Annotated in this window: 12 protein-coding genes; 6 read left to right on the top strand and 6 right to left on the bottom strand. The window is 74.4% G+C overall.

From position 1 onward, the window contains the following. The first annotated feature begins 162 nt into the window (after positions 1 to 162). Together ACZ5GP_RS22370 and ACZ5GP_RS22375 are read left to right on the top strand one after the other, a co-directional pair. A complete protein-coding gene (locus ACZ5GP_RS22370) occupies positions 163 to 555 on the top strand; it encodes an ankyrin repeat domain-containing protein (RefSeq protein ID WP_358588072.1) in 393 nt (130 codons plus the stop codon). 301 nt (positions 556 to 856) lie between these two features. Beyond that, positions 857 to 2,281, top strand: coding sequence for a HEAT repeat domain-containing protein (locus tag ACZ5GP_RS22375; RefSeq protein WP_468752490.1), 1,425 nt, complete (start codon positions 857 to 859; stop codon positions 2,279 to 2,281). 44 nt (positions 2,282 to 2,325) lie between these two features. On the opposite strand, the gene ACZ5GP_RS22380 is transcribed toward ACZ5GP_RS22375, so the two are convergent. The 5 genes from ACZ5GP_RS22380 to ACZ5GP_RS22400 all read right to left on the bottom strand — a co-directional run bounded on the left by ACZ5GP_RS22380 (position 2,326) and on the right by ACZ5GP_RS22400 (position 6,832). After that, on the bottom strand, positions 2,326 to 3,195 hold the full coding sequence (locus tag ACZ5GP_RS22380; protein ID WP_468752491.1) for a 5-oxoprolinase subunit C family protein: 870 nt from the start codon (positions 3,193 to 3,195) through the stop codon (positions 2,326 to 2,328). Further along, positions 3,192 to 3,854: a 5-oxoprolinase subunit B family protein gene (locus ACZ5GP_RS22385; RefSeq protein ID WP_468752492.1), complete on the bottom strand. Its 663-nt coding sequence runs from the start codon at positions 3,852 to 3,854 to the stop codon at positions 3,192 to 3,194. The genes ACZ5GP_RS22380 and ACZ5GP_RS22385 overlap by 4 nt, the downstream gene beginning before the upstream one ends. Further along, complete coding sequence (locus ACZ5GP_RS22390) at positions 3,851 to 4,615, bottom strand: LamB/YcsF family protein (protein ID WP_468752493.1); 765 nt, start codon at positions 4,613 to 4,615, stop codon at positions 3,851 to 3,853. The genes ACZ5GP_RS22385 and ACZ5GP_RS22390 overlap by 4 nt, the downstream gene beginning before the upstream one ends. Before the next feature lie 112 nt (positions 4,616 to 4,727). Then, complete coding sequence (locus ACZ5GP_RS22395; protein ID WP_468752494.1) at positions 4,728 to 5,510, bottom strand: putative hydro-lyase; 783 nt, start codon at positions 5,508 to 5,510, stop codon at positions 4,728 to 4,730. Then, entirely contained in the window at positions 5,507 to 6,832 is a 1,326-nt protein-coding gene (locus tag ACZ5GP_RS22400) for an MFS transporter (RefSeq protein WP_468752495.1), read from the bottom strand. Before ACZ5GP_RS22400 ends, ACZ5GP_RS22395 begins: the two co-directional genes overlap by 4 nt. 128 nt (positions 6,833 to 6,960) lie before the next feature. Between ACZ5GP_RS22400 and ACZ5GP_RS22405 the strand changes: the two genes are divergently transcribed. The 4 genes from ACZ5GP_RS22405 (at position 6,961) to ACZ5GP_RS22420 (ending at position 15,049) form a co-directional block, all read left to right on the top strand. Further along, a complete protein-coding gene (locus tag ACZ5GP_RS22405; protein WP_468752496.1) occupies positions 6,961 to 7,665 on the top strand; it encodes a GntR family transcriptional regulator in 705 nt (234 codons plus the stop codon). Between the two features lie 117 nt (positions 7,666 to 7,782). Then, positions 7,783 to 9,309: a hypothetical protein gene (locus tag ACZ5GP_RS22410; protein ID WP_468752497.1), complete on the top strand. Its 1,527-nt coding sequence runs from the start codon at positions 7,783 to 7,785 to the stop codon at positions 9,307 to 9,309. Positions 9,310 to 9,415: 106 nt separating this feature from the next. Beyond that, positions 9,416 to 10,309, top strand: a complete 894-nt coding sequence (locus ACZ5GP_RS22415; protein WP_468752498.1) for a hypothetical protein — start codon at positions 9,416 to 9,418, stop codon at positions 10,307 to 10,309. Between the two features lie 90 nt (positions 10,310 to 10,399). Next, positions 10,400 to 15,049 carry a hypothetical protein gene (locus ACZ5GP_RS22420; protein ID WP_468752499.1) on the top strand — a complete coding sequence of 1,550 codons (4,650 nt, stop codon included), beginning with the start codon at positions 10,400 to 10,402 and terminating at the stop codon, positions 15,047 to 15,049. Here ACZ5GP_RS22420 and ACZ5GP_RS22425 read toward each other — a convergent pair. Continuing rightward, on the bottom strand, positions 15,042 to 16,163 hold the full coding sequence (locus ACZ5GP_RS22425) for an aromatic ring-hydroxylating oxygenase subunit alpha (protein ID WP_468752500.1): 1,122 nt from the start codon (positions 16,161 to 16,163) through the stop codon (positions 15,042 to 15,044). The genes ACZ5GP_RS22420 and ACZ5GP_RS22425 overlap by 8 nt on opposite strands. Positions 16,164 to 16,175 lie beyond the last annotated feature (12 nt).

Here is a 16,175-nt window from a genome sequence, read left to right on the forward strand (position 1 = left end):
GCAGAGTCTTGTCGGGGCTGTCGAAGAGCGGTTCGGCGGCTCTTGCGTGCGTGCCGTGATCTCTGCCTCGGCCGGGCCGCGTCATGTGCCCGCCCGGGCAGTACCCTGTCGATTCACTCGTACGGCTGCACCCGCAGCGCATCCCGGAAAGGCGGACACCCCATGAGCGAAGCCCCCGACCCCGAGGTCGTGGAGCTGGCGACCAAGATCTTCGATCTGGCCCGTCAGGGGGACACCGCGGCGCTCACGGCCTACGTGGACGCGGGTGTCCCGGCCAACCTCACCAACGACAGCGGAGACTCCCTGGTGATGCTGGCGGCCTACCACGGGCACGCCGACGCGGTCCGGGCCCTCCTTGAGCGCGGCGGCGACGCCAACCGCGCCAACGACCGGGGCCAGACGCCGCTCGCCGGAGCCGTCTTCAAGGGCGAGCACGCGGTGATCCGCGCGCTCCTGGACGGCGGGGCCGACCCGGCCGCGGGGACGCCGTCGGCGCTGGACACCGCACGGATGTTCCAGAAGACGGAGCTGCTGGAACTGTTCGGGGCGCTCTGAACGGGTAACCGGGCAGCAGTGACGGGGGCGCTGGAAATGTGGTCGCGGCGGACATGACCGCCGGGTCATCATGACGACGTGATTCACGGACGCGACGGTGGGGCAGAAGGCGCCGAACCGCGTGGGCCGTGAGCGGCCCGCCCCCGGACCTCGGTCCGGGAACCCTTAAGGGCCACGGACGAGAGGCAGAGGAAGATGGTCTTCGACAAGCAAGAGACGGCGGGCGGCCCGACGTGTTGGCGTGCGGCCAGGTAATGCGTGATTCCCGGTTGCGTCGACGCTTGATGTGAGGCTGTTTCCCATGTTCGATCCGGTCATAGCGCCCAGCGGTACGCTGCTCGGCCTGCTGCAGCGGGGCCGCGGCGACGGCACGCTGCACGCACTCACGGCACCCCGGTCCGAGGCGCTCGCCGCCCTCGACCACTGCGTGCTCAACGATCCACGCCACGACTGGCAGGTGGAGAACCGCTCGCTGTACTACGCCCGGCTCTACCTCGACCTGCACGGCGGGCTCGGCGAGATCGAGCGGCACCTCTTCGATGCCGAGGACGTCCTGGACCCGGACGACTCGCGCACCGGGCTCGCCCTCGCCGTCCTCGGGCACCTCGCCTCGTACGGCAGGCCCGACGCCCTCGCGCTCCTGAGGCGGTACGCCGCCCACGGCGCGAACTGGGCCTGGGCCCTGGACGAGCTGGCCCTGCGCGACGACGACGCGGGCCTGCGCGCCCTCGCCGCGCCCGTGCTCGCCAGGTTCCCCGCCGACGCACAGGGCGACGCCGACCTGGCCGCCGCCGTCCGCGACGCCTATGAACCACGGCCCTGGCGGCTGTGGGAGGAGGACTCCCGCCCCGAGATCGGCGCCCGCGTGCGGGCCGCGCGGGAACAGGGCTCCTTCGACCGCTGGCAGCGCCAGATGCGACCCGCCGGACCGCGCCCCGGGTGGAGCGTCCAGGCCGTCTTCGACTGGGCCCAGGAGGGCCTGGAGCGCGGCGCCGTGCTGCATGTGCCCGCCGCCCGCTGCCTGAGCGCCGTCGCGGGACCCGAGGACCGCCCGGAGATCCTCCGGGCCGCCCGTGCCGGCTCCGACGGCGCCCGCGGCGCCGCCCTGCGCTATCTCGCCGACGCCCACGACCCCGAGGTCTTCGACCTCATCGAGCGGGCCGTGGCGAGTCACTCCCCGGCCGTCGTGGAGGCCGCGACCGAGGCCTTCGAGCGGATGCGCAGCGTCGCCGCCGTCGAATGGGCCCGGCGCTGGGCCTACCGCCCCGACGCCCTGGGCGCCGCCGCCGGTCGCGTCCTCGCCTGCCGCGGCAGCGCGCAGGACAGCAAGCTCGTGCTCGCCGCGCTGCGCGAGGCGGTCCGCGGCGAGGGGCCCGACGCGCCCACGCTGTGGACGCTCGTCGACGGCGCGGGACGCCTCGGCATCGCCTGCGCGGCCCCCGTGCTGCGCCACGTCTACCGCGAGACCGCCTCGTCCCATCTGCGCGGCCGCGCCGCCCGCGCGCTCGCCGCCACCGACCCCACCTTCGCCTCCGGCTTCGCCGTCGAGTGCCTGTGGGACTGCGAGGAGACCACCCGTGGGGTCGCCGCACGGCACGCCGAGACCGGTGACGCCCGTGTCGTCAACCGGCTCCGCAGGCTCGCCGCGGACCCCGCCGAGGAGGACGAGGTGCAGACCGCGGTACGCAGCAGGATCGGCCCCGACGCCGACGCGCCCGCGGTGTAGCGCCCGCCCGCCCTGCCGCCCGGGACGCCCTGCGGCCGGGCCGGTCAACGCCGGCCCGTGCCCACGAAGCGCACCGGTGTGCCGGGCGTTGCCTGGGCGGCCGCCGCCAGGTCGGCCTCCCGGACGACCGCCACCACCGGATAGCCCCCGGTGGTCGGATGGTCGGCGAGGAAGACGACGGGCCCGCCGTCCGGCGGCACTTGTACGGAGCCGAGCACCATGCCCTCACTGGGCAGTTCCCCGTGGACCGCGCGTTCCAGCGGCGGACCTTCGGTGCGCAGTCCGATGCGGTTGCTCGCCGAGGACACCCGGTACGCGCGCGTGGTGAGCGTGTCCAGTGCCGCCCGCGTGAACCAGTCGGCGCGTGGGCCGAGCGTCACCCGCAGCACCAGCTCCCGGGGCGGGGCGGGCTGCGGGGCGCTGTCCACGCGTGCGTGCGGCCCGGCCGGGGCGCCTAGCGGTAGCACCGCCCGGTCCGCGAGCGGGGGAGGGCCGAGCCCGGAGAGCAGGTCCGACGAGCGGCTGCCGAGCACCGCTTCGACGGCCACACCCCCGTCGAAGGCGACGTAGGACCGCACTCCACAGACGGCACCACCGACGTCCAGGACCGCCCCCGCGGGCACCCGTACGGGCGCTCCCCAGGCGGCGGGCCGGCCGTCCACGGTCACCGGGCAGGGCGCGCCGCCGACGGCCACCGTCACGGGGCGCCGGGGGCGCACCGCGCAGCCGTTCAGGGTGGTCTCCAGGACGGCGGCGTCGGCAGCGTTGCCCACCAGACGGTTGACCAGGCGGGCGGCGGGGAGGTCCAGGGCGCCGGAGCGCGGGACCCCGAGGTGCGCGTACCCGGGGCGCCCCAGGTCCTGCACGGTGGTCAGCGCGCCGGCCCGCGCGACGGCGAAGGCCCGGTCCGTCATCGCCGCTCCCGGGTGGCGTCCGGCGCGGTGGGTGGCGCGGCCGGGGGCGGACCATGCGGCACGAAGCGGACGCGTATGCCGGGGGAGAGCAACGCGGCGGGCACGCGTGTGTGGTCCCACAGCACGGCGTCCGTCGTGCCGATCAGCTGCCAGCCGCCGGGCGACGCGCGGGGATACACCCCCGTGTACGGCCCGGCGAGGGCGACGCTGCCCGGGGGGACCGAGGTGCGGGGCGTGGCCCGGCGCGGCACCTCGTAGCGCTCGGGCAGCCCCGTCAGATACCCGAACCCGGGCGCGAACCCGCAGAAGGCGACGCGGAACCGCGCCGCCGAGTGGATCCGGGCCACCTCGGGAACGCCCACGCCCCAGTGCGCGGCGACGTCCGCGAGGTCCGGACCGTTGTACCTGACCGGGATCTCCACCACGGCCCCCGCGCGCGCGGGCAGCGGCGGAATGACCCACCCGGGCAGCTCGGCGCGGACCCGGGCGGGCTCGTCCAGGCCGTCGAGGAGCACCGTGCGGGCCGCGGGGACGATCTCGCCCACCCGCAGGGAGCCGGCCGCGCGGCGGCGCAGCAGTTCCGCGTGGAGGGCCTGGGCCTCGGCGCCGTCGGCGAGTTCCACGAGCAGGGCCCGCCCGCCCACCGGCAACACCCTCACGCGAAGGCCTCCACGCGTACGCCCGCCGACTCCAGGCGGGCCCGGACCCGGCGGGCCAGGTCCACCGCGCCCGGCGTGTCGCCGTGCAGGCACAATGACCGCGCGCGCACCGCGATCTCACGGCCCGTGCGAGAGGTGACCCGTCCGGAGCGTGCCATTTCCAGGGACCGTTCGACCACGGCGTCCGCCTCGGTGATGACGGCGCCCTCGCCGTTCCTCGGTACGAGCGTGCCCTCCTCGGTGTAGGCGCGGTCCGCGAACGCCTCGGTGACGGTCGGGAGCCCGGCCCGCTCCGCCGACTCCAGGAAGCGCGACCCGGGCAGCCCGAGGACCGGCAGCGAGCCGCCGGCGAGGAGCACGCCCTCGACGACCGCGCGGGCCTGCTCCTCGTCGTGGACGACACGGTTGTAGAGCGCGCCGTGCGGCTTCACGTACGACACGCGCGTACCGGCCGCCCGGGCGAAGACCTCCAGGGCGCCGATCTGGTAGGCCACTTCGGCCGCCAGTTCCGCCGCCGGCACGTCCATGGCGCGCCGCCCGAAGCCCGCCAGGTCGCGGTAGGAGACCTGCGCGCCGATCCGGACCCCGCGCTCGGCGGCCCGGTCGCACACCCTGCGCATGGTGACGGCGTCCCCGGCGTGGAAGCCACAGGCCACATTGGCGCTGGTGACGACGGACAGCAGTTCCTCGTCGTCCGTCAGGTGCCAGCGGCCGAAGCCCTCGCCGAGGTCGGCGTTCAGATCGATGGAGGTGGTGCTCATCGGCGCGGGTCTCCTGGTTCTCGGCGGCCAGTGGATTCTCGCCGGTCGGGCGGTTGTCGACGGTCAGGCGGTTCTCGGCACCCGGATACGGCGGTGCCGCGGGCCCCGGCTCTCAGGCCACGCGGTACTGCTCGTCCCGGGCGTCCGTGAGGAACATCCTGCCCGGCGCGTGGGTGATCGCGAAGGGAGGCCTGGACGCCATCACGGCGGCCTGTGGTGTCACCCCGCACGCCCAGAACACCGGGATGTCGTCCGGCCCGGCGGTCACCGGGTCGCCGAAGTCGGGCCGGCCGAGATCCTCGATGCCGAGCCCCGCCGGGTCGCCGCAGTGCACCGGGCTACCGTGCACCGCGGGCATCAGGGCGCTCTCCCTGATGGCGGCGGCGAGAGCGCCGGGCGGGACCGGCCGCATCGACACCACCATGGGTCCGCGCAGGCGCCCCGCCGGGCGGCAGGGGCGCGCGGTCACGTACATCGGGACGTTGCGGCCCTGCTCGACGTGGCGCAGCGGCACCCCGGCGTCGGCCAGTGCCCACTCGAAGGTGAAGCTGCACCCGATGAGGAACGACACCAGGTCGCCGCGCCAGCGGTCGACGACGTCCGTGGGCTCGTCGGTCAGCTCGCCGTGCTCCCATACGCGGTAGCGGGGCAGATCCGTGCGCAGATCGGCTCCCGGGGCGAGCGGAGTGGTCCAGGAGCCCGCGTCCGTGACGTCGAGCACCGGGCAGGGCTTGGGGTTGCGCTGACAGAACAGCAGCATGTCGTACGCCCAGTCGGCGGGGACGGAGACGAGGTTGGCCTGGGTGAACCCCGGCGCCCGGCCCGCGGTGGGGCTGCTCTCGCCGGCGCGGAAGGCGGCGCGCGCCAGGGCGGCGCTGGTCTCTTCGGCGGTCACAGGAGTTCCCTCCCTCGCGTCTCCGGGAGGCCGAACAGGGCGATGACGGCGAGGCCGTAGCCGAGCGCCCCGAAGATCAGCGCGCCGCCGACGCCCCAGCTGTCGGCGAGGAAGCCGACCATGGTGGGGAACACGGCACCGACCGCGCGGCCGGTGTTGTACGTGAAGCCCTGGCCCGTGCCGCGCACGGCGGCCGGATACAGCTCGCTGAGAAAGGAGCCGAAGCCACTGAAGATCGCGGACATACAGAAGCCCAGCGGGAAGCCGAGCACAAGGAGAAGGCCGTTGGCCCCGTCCGGGATGCTCGTGTAGGCGAGGATGCTGGCCGCGGAGAGGAAGGCGAAGAGCGTGATGTTCCGTTTGCGGCCGAGCTTGTCGGTGAGGTAGCCGCCGGTCAGATAGCCGATGAAGGCACCGGAGATCAAGAAGGCGAGATAGCCGCCGGTGCCGACGACGGTCAGGCCGCGCTCGGTCTTCAGATACGTGGGGACCCAGGTGGCCAGCGTGTAGTAACCGCCCTGCACCCCGGTGGACAGGAGTACCGCGAAGCACGTGACGCGCAGCAGCCCCGGCTTGAAGATGGCCGGGAAGGAGCCCTTGTGGGCGCTGTCGCGGCGTTCGGCGGCCGCCTCCGGGGCATCGTGCACGTTGCGGCGCACATAGATCACCAGGAGGGCGGGCAGGGCGCCGGTCCAGAACATCACGCGCCAGGCGAGGTCGTCGTCCAGGAACTGGAAGACCACGGTGTACACGATCGCGGCGAGCCCCCAGCCCACGGCCCAGGCGCTCTGGATCGCGCCGAGGGTGCGGCCCCGGTTCTCGGCGGTGGCGTACTCGGCGACGAGGATCGCGCCGACCGCCCACTCACCGCCGAAGCCGAGGCCCTGCAGGGCGCGGAAGACCAGCAGCGTCTCGTAGTCGGGCGCGAAGCCGCAGGCGACGGTGAAGACCGCGTAGGTGACCACCGTGATCATCAGCGCCTTCACGCGCCCGATCCGGTCGGCGACCACACCGGCGACGGCGCCGCCCACGGCGGAGACGACGAGGGTGACGGTGGTGAAGAGCCCGGTCTGGCCGCTGTCCAGGCCGAAGTACGCGGCGAGCGCCACCATGCTGAGCGGCAGCGTGAAGTAGTCGTAGGAGTCCAGGGCGTAGCCCCCGAAGGCGCCGGCGAAGGCTCGGCGGCCGCGCGGGCCGAGCGCCCGCAGCCAGCCGAACGCTCCGCTGTCGTCGGGGAGTCCGCCCTGTTCGTCACGCACGTCGGCGGGTACGCCGTCGCCCGTCTCGGCCGGGGTGGCCTGGGGTGGAGGAGTCGTGCTCATGGGCACCTCGCAGGAGAGGGACGGGGAGGGTGCTGGAGCGGGGATCTGGTGCCACAAGGTAGAGGATCGTTGAACGATCCCTCAATACCCGTGTTGTTCCGTTCTCGCATCTGCGATTGAATCCGGGCATGGCTGAGGGGATGGCTGGAGTGGGCGAACTGGCCGACGACCGTGCGCTCCTGGGGCGCACCAGTACGGCGGAGAGGGTCGCGGACATCCTTCGGAGCCGCATCGCCGAGGGGTACTTCCCGCCCGGCACGCGACTGTCCGAGGACAGCATCGGCGGGGCGCTCGGGGTGTCCCGCAACACCCTGCGGGAGGCGTTCCGCCTGCTCACGCACGAGCGGCTGCTGGTCCACCGGCTCAACCGGGGGGTCTTCGTGCGGGTCCTCACGGTCGAGGACGTCCAGGACATCTACCGCACGCGCCGCCTCGTGGAGTGCGCGGTGGTCCGTGGCCTCGGCGAGCCCCCCTTCGCCCTCGACGGGGTGGCCGGAGCCGTCGCCGACGGCGTGCGGGCCGCCGCCGGGAAGGACTGGAAAGGCGTCTCCACGGCCAACATCCACTTCCACCGGGAACTCGTCGCCCTCGCCGGCAGCGAGCGCACCGACGAGCTGATGCGCAGCGTCTTCGCCGAACTCCGCCTGGCCTTCCACGTGGTGGCCGATCCGCGCCGCCTCCACGAGCCCTACCTCGAACGCAACCAGCGCATCCTGGACACCTTGCGGGCGGGCCACGCCGCGCGGGCCGAACTCCTGCTCGCCGCCTATCTGGAGGACTCGCTCGCGGGCCTCGTCGAGGTGTACGGGCGACGGGTGGCCGAGGGCGGCTGAAAATCGCTGTCCGCGGGCGGTCGAGACGGACGTTCCGGTGCGGCGGACCCGGCCGTGGAGCCGGTCGCTTCTGCGCCGTTTCGACCGTTGTCAGACCGAGGACCTAGTCTGTGCACCGTGACTTCGCCTGCCGTTACGGACACCGCTCCGCCCCAGCTCAGCGCGGGGCCGAGGCCTGCCACGGGCCCGGCCGCCGACGAGGGCCTGGCGCGCCGCCTGCGCGCTCTGGCCTGCACGGCTCCGCTGCACGACCTCGACGTGCGCAAGGCCAACCTCGCGGGCGAGTACTCGGTCTACGCGATGGCCGAGGTGGCCCTGTCCGCCATCGACCTCGTCACGCTCACCATGGACTTCGACACCGGCGCCGACCACGAGCAGGTCGTCGCCAGGCTGCTCCCGCGCGTCACCGCGCAGGCCCCCGAGCGCCCCGCCGCCGAGCACGAGCGCGTGGCCCGCTGGGTCCTGGAGAACCTGATCAACGTCGGCAGCGTGGACCGCGGCTTCCGCGCGGTGTACGGCACCTTCGCGCCCGACGGGACGTACGTCCGCAGGGACTACGACTTCAAGCTCCTCGAAGAGGTCCCCGGGTACGGCGGCAGCGTCTATCTGCGCACGACCGACGAGGCGGTCAACGTCCTGGTGGGCGCCCTCGACACGGACGTCACCAGCGCCCAGATCGCCGCCGAGGTGAAGCTGGAGGTCCTCATCAGCCGCGGCAGGCTCGCCGACGCCCAGCTCGCCGCCGAGCAGGCCCGCTACCGGACCGTGCAGTATTCGGAGACGCTCCGCAAGGCCCTCGACGCCACCCGGCGCAACGTCCGGGCGGTGGACTGGCTCAAGACCGTCCCCGACATGATCGCCGAGGCGCTCGACCACGTGGCCGACCGCTACCGCCACGAGAACGCCATCCTGACCAACATCCGCAAGGCCCGCGACGAGTCCGAGGACCCCGAGCAAAAACGCCGCGCCGCCGAGCTCGTCGACATCGTCAAGGACTGCATCCGCCGCCACACCCAGCTGCAGTCCCGCCTCCTCGAAGCGGGCCCCCTGTTCCGCGCCGAGCAGGACCGGCAGGCCTTCGCGACGCCCACCGCGCGCGCGGGGCTCGACCTGTACGGGCAGCTCCTCGCACCCGTCCTGCCGCTCCCCGCCGAGCGGGCGATCCGCGTGACGGACGCCTTCTTCGCGCGCGGTACCGGCCTGCGCACCCCCGTGTCCGTACGGGTGGGCGACCTCGTCGACATACTGCTCACCCCACCGATGGAGCGCGAGCACCTCGGCGCGGAGATGCCCGAGCCCGACCTCATCGCCACCCCGGACGACAGCCGCTTCAGCGAGGAGCAGCTGGCGAGCGCCATGGAGTTGCTCGCGCTGCCCGCCGACGCGCCGCGCCGCCTCTCCGGTCTGCTCGCCGAAGCCCGCCTGCGCGACCCCGAACTGCCCTACCTGGTCGCCCTCCTCGCCGTCCACGCGGCCAGCCCGCCGGTGGGCACCGCCTACCGCCAGGGCGAGGAGAAGCTGCTCTTCGCCGTGGACGACGGCACCGAACTGGACGACGAGGAGTTCGGCGGCGCCGACCTCATCGTCGGCACGGCCCTCCTGGACGCCGCCGGCATGGCGGCCGACCGGAAGGAGGCGTCGTGAACTCCCGTACACGCAGGTGCCCCTCCCGCACCACAGGGCATCCCCCTGGCCGCCTCATGCGTCACCCCGGCCCCCGCACGCCCCACCCGACCAAGGAGCACACGCCGTGACCGACCACCCCGCAGAGCACGCCGCGTGGGGCGAGCCGGACTCCGCCACGGCGCCCGCCGCCCCCGCGGCCGTCACCCCGGCCGACGCCGCCGACGCGGCCCGCCTCGTCTCCTTCGGCCTGCAGCCCAAGCTCCAGCCCGCCCGCGACCAGGAGTACGGCGAACTGCTCCGCCGCTACCGCGAGGACCCGCCCTTCGCGCGGCTCGCCGACGCCGTCGCGACCGGGCTCGGGCTCGTCGTCCTGGAGGTCTCCCCGCGCGCGGGTATGGCCGTGACCGCCGCCGAGGACTCCGTCTTCGCCGTCCGCATGGGCGACTACGCCCGCCGCGCGGCGACGGACTCCACCGACCGCTTCCTGCACGGCCTCGCACACCTCGCGGTCGCCGCCATGGCCTTCCCGCGCCCCGAGGACCTCGCCGACGACGGATACATCGGCCGGGTCACGGTCAACGGCGTCGACGCGTTCGTACGCCAGGCCTGCCGCCGCCTGGAGGAGCGCGCCGAGGAGCAGGGCGAGAACACCGACCCGGCCACCGACGCCCCCGGACTCGAGGCCGCCTGGCGGATCTGGGCACGGCGCAGCTCCACCGGGGCCACCAAGGACGCCCGCCGCCTCGCCGGTTCGACCACCGGCATCGTCGGCAAGGCCGTCGCCTTCCTCACCGAGTCCGGCTTCCTCCAGCGCACGGGCGACGACTCCGGAGGGACGTACCGCACCACGGCCCGCTACCAGCTCCAGGTCCGCGACATGGCCGGCAGCGCGGCCATGGCCGAACTCCTCGACCTGGGCGTCGTACCGGTCACGGACGGCTCGGCGACGCTGCTGCCCCCCGAGGACACCGACGACCTGGAGCTGGCCGCCGACGCGGGGCTGCCCTTCCACTCCTGACCCCGCGGCCACTCCCGACCCCCGGGGCGCCGCCGCCCCGCCCCGCACCTCCCCGCTGTTTCCCACGACTTACGACGAGAGTCCGCCGCCATGTACGAGCTGTCCCGGATCCGCCTCTACTCCATCGGTCCGGCCGGTGCGCGCTACGCCGACACCGTGCTCGACCTGCGCGGTGTCGGCGCCGAGGTGCCCGACCCCGCGCCCACGCAGGCGGAGTTCTTCGAGGACGAGCCGACAGGACCGCCGCGCCGCCCCGCCCCCGCTGGCGTGCTCTTCCTGGAGAACGGCGGCGGCAAGTCCGTCCTGCTCAAGCTGATCTTCTCGGTGATGCTGCCGGGCCACCGCAACACCCTCGGCGGCGCCAGCTCCGGCGTACTGCGCAAGTTCCTGCTCGCCGACGACTGCGGACACGTCGCCCTGGAGTGGCAGCACACCCTCACCGGTGAGTGCGTGGTCGTGGGCAAGGTCAGCGAATGGCGGGGACGCCAGGTCTCGAACGACCCGCGGAAGTTCGCCGAGGCCTGGTACTCCTTCCGGCCCGGCCCCGGCCTGAGCCTGGACTCGCTGCCGGTCGCCGAGTCCACCGCCGTACGGCCCTCCGTGGAGGGCGCTTCGGGCGCGCAGGGACGCCGACGCACCATGAAGGGCTTCCGCGACGCGCTGACCGAGGCGACCAAGGCCTACCCCCACCTCGAAGTGCACTGGGAAGAGATCCACGACCGCTGGAACGAACACCTCGGCGACCTCGGCCTCGACCCCGAACTCTTCCGCTACCAGCGGGAGATGAACGCCGACGAGGGCGAGGCCGCGGGTCTCTTCGCCGTCAAGAAGGACTCCGACTTCACCGACCTGCTGCTGCGCGCCGTCACGGACACCCGCGACACCGACGGCCTCGCCGACCTCGTCCACGGCTTCGGCAACAAGCTGGGCCGACGGGCCGAACTGATGGCCGAGCGGGACTTCACCGCCGGCTCCGTCGACCTGCTCGGGCGCATCGTCGAGGCCGCGGGCACCCGGGCACGCGCGCGTGACGTGCACGCGGGCGCCGAGCGCAGGACCCGCACCCTGGCCCGCCGCCTGTCCGCCCGCGCCGTCGAGGAGCGGGGGCGCGCCGCGACACTGGCCGAACAGGTCACCGCCGCCGCCCACACCGTCACCGAGGCCGAACAGGCCCGCGGCAAGAGCGCCCTCATCTCCGCCGAACTGGCCTACCGCCACGCGTCCTTGGCGCTCACCGTCGCCGAGAAGGCCGCCGCCGCCCAGCGCCGCGAACTCGCCGACGCCCGCACGCTGCACGCCGCCTGGCAGGCCGCCGAGGCCGTCCTGCGCCACCGCGCGGCGGCCGACCGCTCCGCGCGCGTGGCCGCCGCGATCCGCGAGGCCGAGCGGGACGCCGCGCCCGCCCTCGCCGCCCGCGCGAAGGCCGCCGCCGACCTCGTGCGCGCCCTGCACACCGCCGCCGAAGGTGCCGAGGACGTCGCGAACGAGGAGGAGGAGCGCTCCGCCGCGCTCCAGGAGACCGGCGAGAGCGCGCACCGCGACGCCACCGCCGCCGCCACCGAGGCCCAGCGGGCCCGCAGCGAGGCCGGTCACCTGCGCCAGCGCCTCACCGAGGTCGAGCAGGAGACCGCCGAGGCCGTGCGCGCGGGCTGGCTCGACGACACCGCGCCCGACGCCGACCCCGCGCGTGCCGCCCTCGCCGCGAGCGACGCGGAGAAGACAGCCGTCGCCGCCTGGGACACCGCCCGCGAGGCAGCCCGCCGGACCGCCGACCACGCCAAGGAGGCGGCCGCCGCCGAGGCCCGCGCCGAACTGACCGCCGCCCGCGCCTCGGACGCCGCGACCGCCGCCGAGGCCGCCCACGACGCGGAGCGCCGCGCAGCCGAGTCCATCGCCGGGGACGAACGGCTCGCCGAACTGCTGAGCCTGCCGACCGGCGTGAGCGCCGTCCCGCGGCCCCGCGGCGCCGAGGCCGGCAGCGCCCCCACCCCGGCGGGCGGTGCCCTCTCCGTCGCGGAGCTCGACCGCTCCGCCGACGAGCTGCGCGCCCTCCTCGAAGAAGGCGTCGCCTCCGCCGAACGGCAGCTCTTCGACCTGCGCACCGCCGCCGCCGACGACTCCCGCATCCTCGGCGCCCTCGGTGAGGGCGGGCTGCTGCCGCCCGGCCCCGACGTCCTCACCACCGTCGAGTTCCTCGGCGAGCACGGCATCCCCGCGCTGCCCGGCTGGCGCTATCTCGCCCAGGCCGTCGACCCCGCCGACCACGCGCGCGTGCTCGCCGCCCGCCCCGAGCTGGTCGACGGCGTGGTCATCACCGACCCGGACACCCACGCCCGCGCCCGCGAAGCCCTCGCCGACGCCGCCCTCTTGCCCCGCTCGGCCGTCGCCGTGGGCACCGCCGCCGCCCTCCTGGCCCCCACGCCCGGCGAGCAGGCCACCGACAGCGGCGTCTTCCTCGTACCGCCGAACCCGGCCATGCACGACGAGCACGCCGCCGACGAGGAGCGCCAGGCGCTGCGCGCGCGGGCCGCCCGGCGGGACGAGGAGATCCGCTCCCTCGCCGCCCGGCTCGCCAAGGACCGCGAGCTGGCCGCCCGGCTCACCTCCTGGCGTGCCGGCTGCCCCAGCGGCCGCCTCGCCGAACTCGCCACCGCCGCCCAGGAGGCCCGCGCCTTCGCCGAGGAGGCCGAGGCCGAGCTGGCCGAGGCCCGCGCCGCCCGCGCCGAGGCCGACGAGGCCGCGAGCGAGGCGGCACGCGTGCGTGACGAACGCCAAGAGGCCGCCCAGCGCGCCCGGCGCGTCGCCGACGCCCTCGCCGGCCTCGCCTTCCGGCTCCGCGAGCGGGCCGGCTGGCAGACCAAGCTGCGCGAACTGGCCGACGACGCCGCCGAGTCCGAGGCCCGTGCCCAGACCTGCCTGGACCGGGCCCGCGCCGCCGACGAGGACCGCCGCGCCGCCCAGCGCGCCGCCGACGACGCCCGCCGCACCGCCCGCGCGCTGCGCGCCGAGCGTGCCGAGATCGCCGGCGCCCCCGAGGACATCCCCGAGGACACCGACGCCCCCAAGACGTCGCTGCCCGCCCTCCGCGAGGCCTACCGCGCGGCATCGCAGCTCTACGAGAAGGTGGGCGTCGGCGCCGACCTGCGCGCCGAACAGGCCCGCGCCGAGAGCGACGAGAGCGCCGCCCTCGCCGAGCTGGACCGGCTCAGCAACAAGGTGCGCACCCGTGCCGCCCTGCTCCTCGAAGGCACCGACGGCTCCGACGGCCCCTCCCGGCAGGCCGCCGCCGCCCGCGCCGAGGCCCAGGTCCAGCTCATCGAGGCCCGCGCCGCCACCGCCAGCGAGCAGCTCGGCCGGCTGCGCGGCGAGGCCGAGCGGCACGCCCCCGAGGACGGGGAGGCCCACACCGAGCTGCCCGAAGAGCTGGTCCCCGCCGACGCCGAGCAGGCCCAGGCGCTGCTGCGCACCGCCACCGGCGAACTGGCCGCGCACACCGAGGCGCTGGGCCGCGCCAAGGAAGCCCATGCCGCGCTGCTCCAGGCGCACCGCGCCACGGAGGACGCGGCGGGCGGTTTCGACGAGACGGCCGCCCTCCTGCGCGACCTCCTGCGCGAGCACCAGGAAGACCCCGAAGAGGAGCCCGACCCCTACCCCGGCACCCTGGAGGAGGCCCGCCAGGCCGCCGCCGAGGCCCGCCGTTCCCTGCGCGGCTGCGCCGCCGACCTGTCCGCCGCCGACACCGCCGTCCGCGAGGCCAGTGACATCCTCGTACGGCACGCCAACTCCACCCGTTACGAGCAGGTCCGCACGCCCGCCCGCCAGCAGATCCGCGAGCTGCCCGCCTCCGCGCTGCCCGAGCACGCCAAGAAGTGGGCCGACGCCTTCGCGCCCCGGCTGCGGGTGCTGACCGACGAACTGGCGCAGCTGGAGCGCAACCGCGACAGCATCGTGGACCGCCTGCGCGGTCTCGTGGAGTCGGCTCTCGCGACGCTCAGGTCCGCCCAGCGCCTGTCCCGCCTGCCGGAGGGCCTGGGGGAGTGGTCGGGCCAGGAGTTCCTGCGGGTCCGCTTCGAGGAGCCCGACCAGGCCACCCTCGTGGAGCGCCTCGGCGAGGTCATCGACGAGGCCACCCGCGCGGCCGTGAAGAAGAACTCGGACCTGCGGCGCGACGGCATGTCCCTGCTGCTGCGCGGCGTCCAGGCCGCGCTGGAGCCGCGCGGCGTCGCCGTCGAGATCCTCAAGCCGGACGCCGTGCTGCGCGCCGAGCGCGTCCCGGTCGGACAGATGGGCGACGTCTTCTCCGGAGGACAGCTGCTCACCGCCGCCATCGCCCTGTACTGCACGATGGCCGCCCTGCGCAGCAACGACCGGGGCCGGGACAAGCACCGGCACGCCGGCACGCTCTTCCTCGACAACCCCATCGGCCGCGCCAACGCGACGTACCTCCTGGAGCTCCAGCGGGCCGTCTCCGACGCGCTCGGTGTGCAGCTGCTCTATACGACCGGCCTGTTCGACACGACGGCGCTCGCGGAGTTCCCGCTGGTCATCCGGTTGCGCAACGACGCGGACCTGCGGGCGGGACTGAAGTACATCAGCGTCGAGGAGCACCTGCGGCCCGGCCTGCCGCAACAGGACCCGGACGGTGAGACGGTGCACGGCGAGATCACGGCCACGCGGATGTACAAGCGCCCGACGGCGCAGTCGTCCCCGCCGGCGCGGTCTTCTTCGGCCACTACGTAGCGAGCTGTTTGGTGAGCCACTCGTGGAAGAGCCCGATGTGGTGCTCGGTCGGCACCAGTACCCCGCCCCCGCGGTAGGCGCGTGACGCCATCGCGGGCTGGGTGCGCTCGCAGGCCGCGAAGTCCTGGACGTTGACCCGGTGGAAGAGTTCCACGGACTTCGACAGGTCGGCTCCGGAGGCGACGACGTCAGGTGCGTACAGCCAGTCGCACTCGACGAGCGTGTGGTCCTCGGCCATCGGGTACATGCGGTGCAGGATCACGTGGTCGGGGACGAGGTTGATGAAGACGGTCGGTTTCACGGTCACCGCGTAGTAGCGGCGGTCCTGCTGGTCGCCGACCTCGGGAAGGCGGCCGAAGCCGGCGCTGCCGTCGACCGTGAAACCGCCGACCTCCGCGCCGAACGCGGCGCCGTGCCCCACGTAGTACTGCGCGGCGAAGCCTTCAGCGAACTCCGGCAGGACGTCGGTGAGTTCGGGATGGATGGTCGCGCAGTGGTAGCACTCCATGAAGTTCTCCACGATCAGCTTCCAGTTGGCGCGCACGTCGTACGTGACGCGCCGGCCGAGCGCGAGCCGTTCGGTGCCGTAGCGCTCGATGGAGGCCGCGTCGCCCAGCCGCTCGACCACCGCGCCGACGACGCTCTCCTCGAAGGAGGGCGGTTCCTCGGCCAGGCACAGCCAGAGGTAGCCGAGCCACTCCCGCAGGGCCACCTTCACCAGGCCGTACGCGGAACGGTCCACGTCCGGCATCCTGACCAGGTTGGGCGCGGCGATCAGTCTGCCGTCGAGGTCGTACGTCCAGGCGTGGTACGGGCATTGGAGGGCGCGGCGGACCTGCCCGGACTCCTCGGCGCACAGGCGGGCGCCGCGGTGCCGGCACACGTTGAGGAAGGCGCGCGGTTCGCCGGTGCGCGAGCGGGTGACCAGGACGCTCTCCCGCCCGACCCGCACCGTGCGGAAGGCGCCCGGCTCGTCGAGATCGGCGGCGCGCACCGCGCAGAACCAGAGCGCTTCGAAGACGCGTTCCTGCTCCTGCCGGAAGATCTCCGGATCGGTGTAGTAGCGGCCGGGGAGGGTCGCGATGAGACTCGGCGGCAAAGGGGTCGTCGTCACGGTTGTCGTCCT

This window comes from Streptomyces sp. NPDC031466, assembly GCF_055581265.1.

Coding starts and splice junctions, on each gene's coding strand:
- ACZ5GP_RS22370 (WP_358588072.1), top strand. CDS start 163: ATGAGCGAAGCCCCCGACCCCGAGGTCGTGGAGCTGGCGACCAAGATC.
- ACZ5GP_RS22375 (WP_468752490.1), top strand. CDS start 857: ATGTTCGATCCGGTCATAGCGCCCAGCGGTACGCTGCTCGGCCTGCTG.
- ACZ5GP_RS22380 (WP_468752491.1), bottom strand. CDS start 3,195: ATGACGGACCGGGCCTTCGCCGTCGCGCGGGCCGGCGCGCTGACCACC.
- ACZ5GP_RS22390 (WP_468752493.1), bottom strand. CDS start 4,615: ATGAGCACCACCTCCATCGATCTGAACGCCGACCTCGGCGAGGGCTTC.
- ACZ5GP_RS22400 (WP_468752495.1), bottom strand. CDS start 6,832: ATGAGCACGACTCCTCCACCCCAGGCCACCCCGGCCGAGACGGGCGAC.
- ACZ5GP_RS22405 (WP_468752496.1), top strand. CDS start 6,961: ATGGCTGAGGGGATGGCTGGAGTGGGCGAACTGGCCGACGACCGTGCG.
- ACZ5GP_RS22420 (WP_468752499.1), top strand. CDS start 10,400: ATGTACGAGCTGTCCCGGATCCGCCTCTACTCCATCGGTCCGGCCGGT.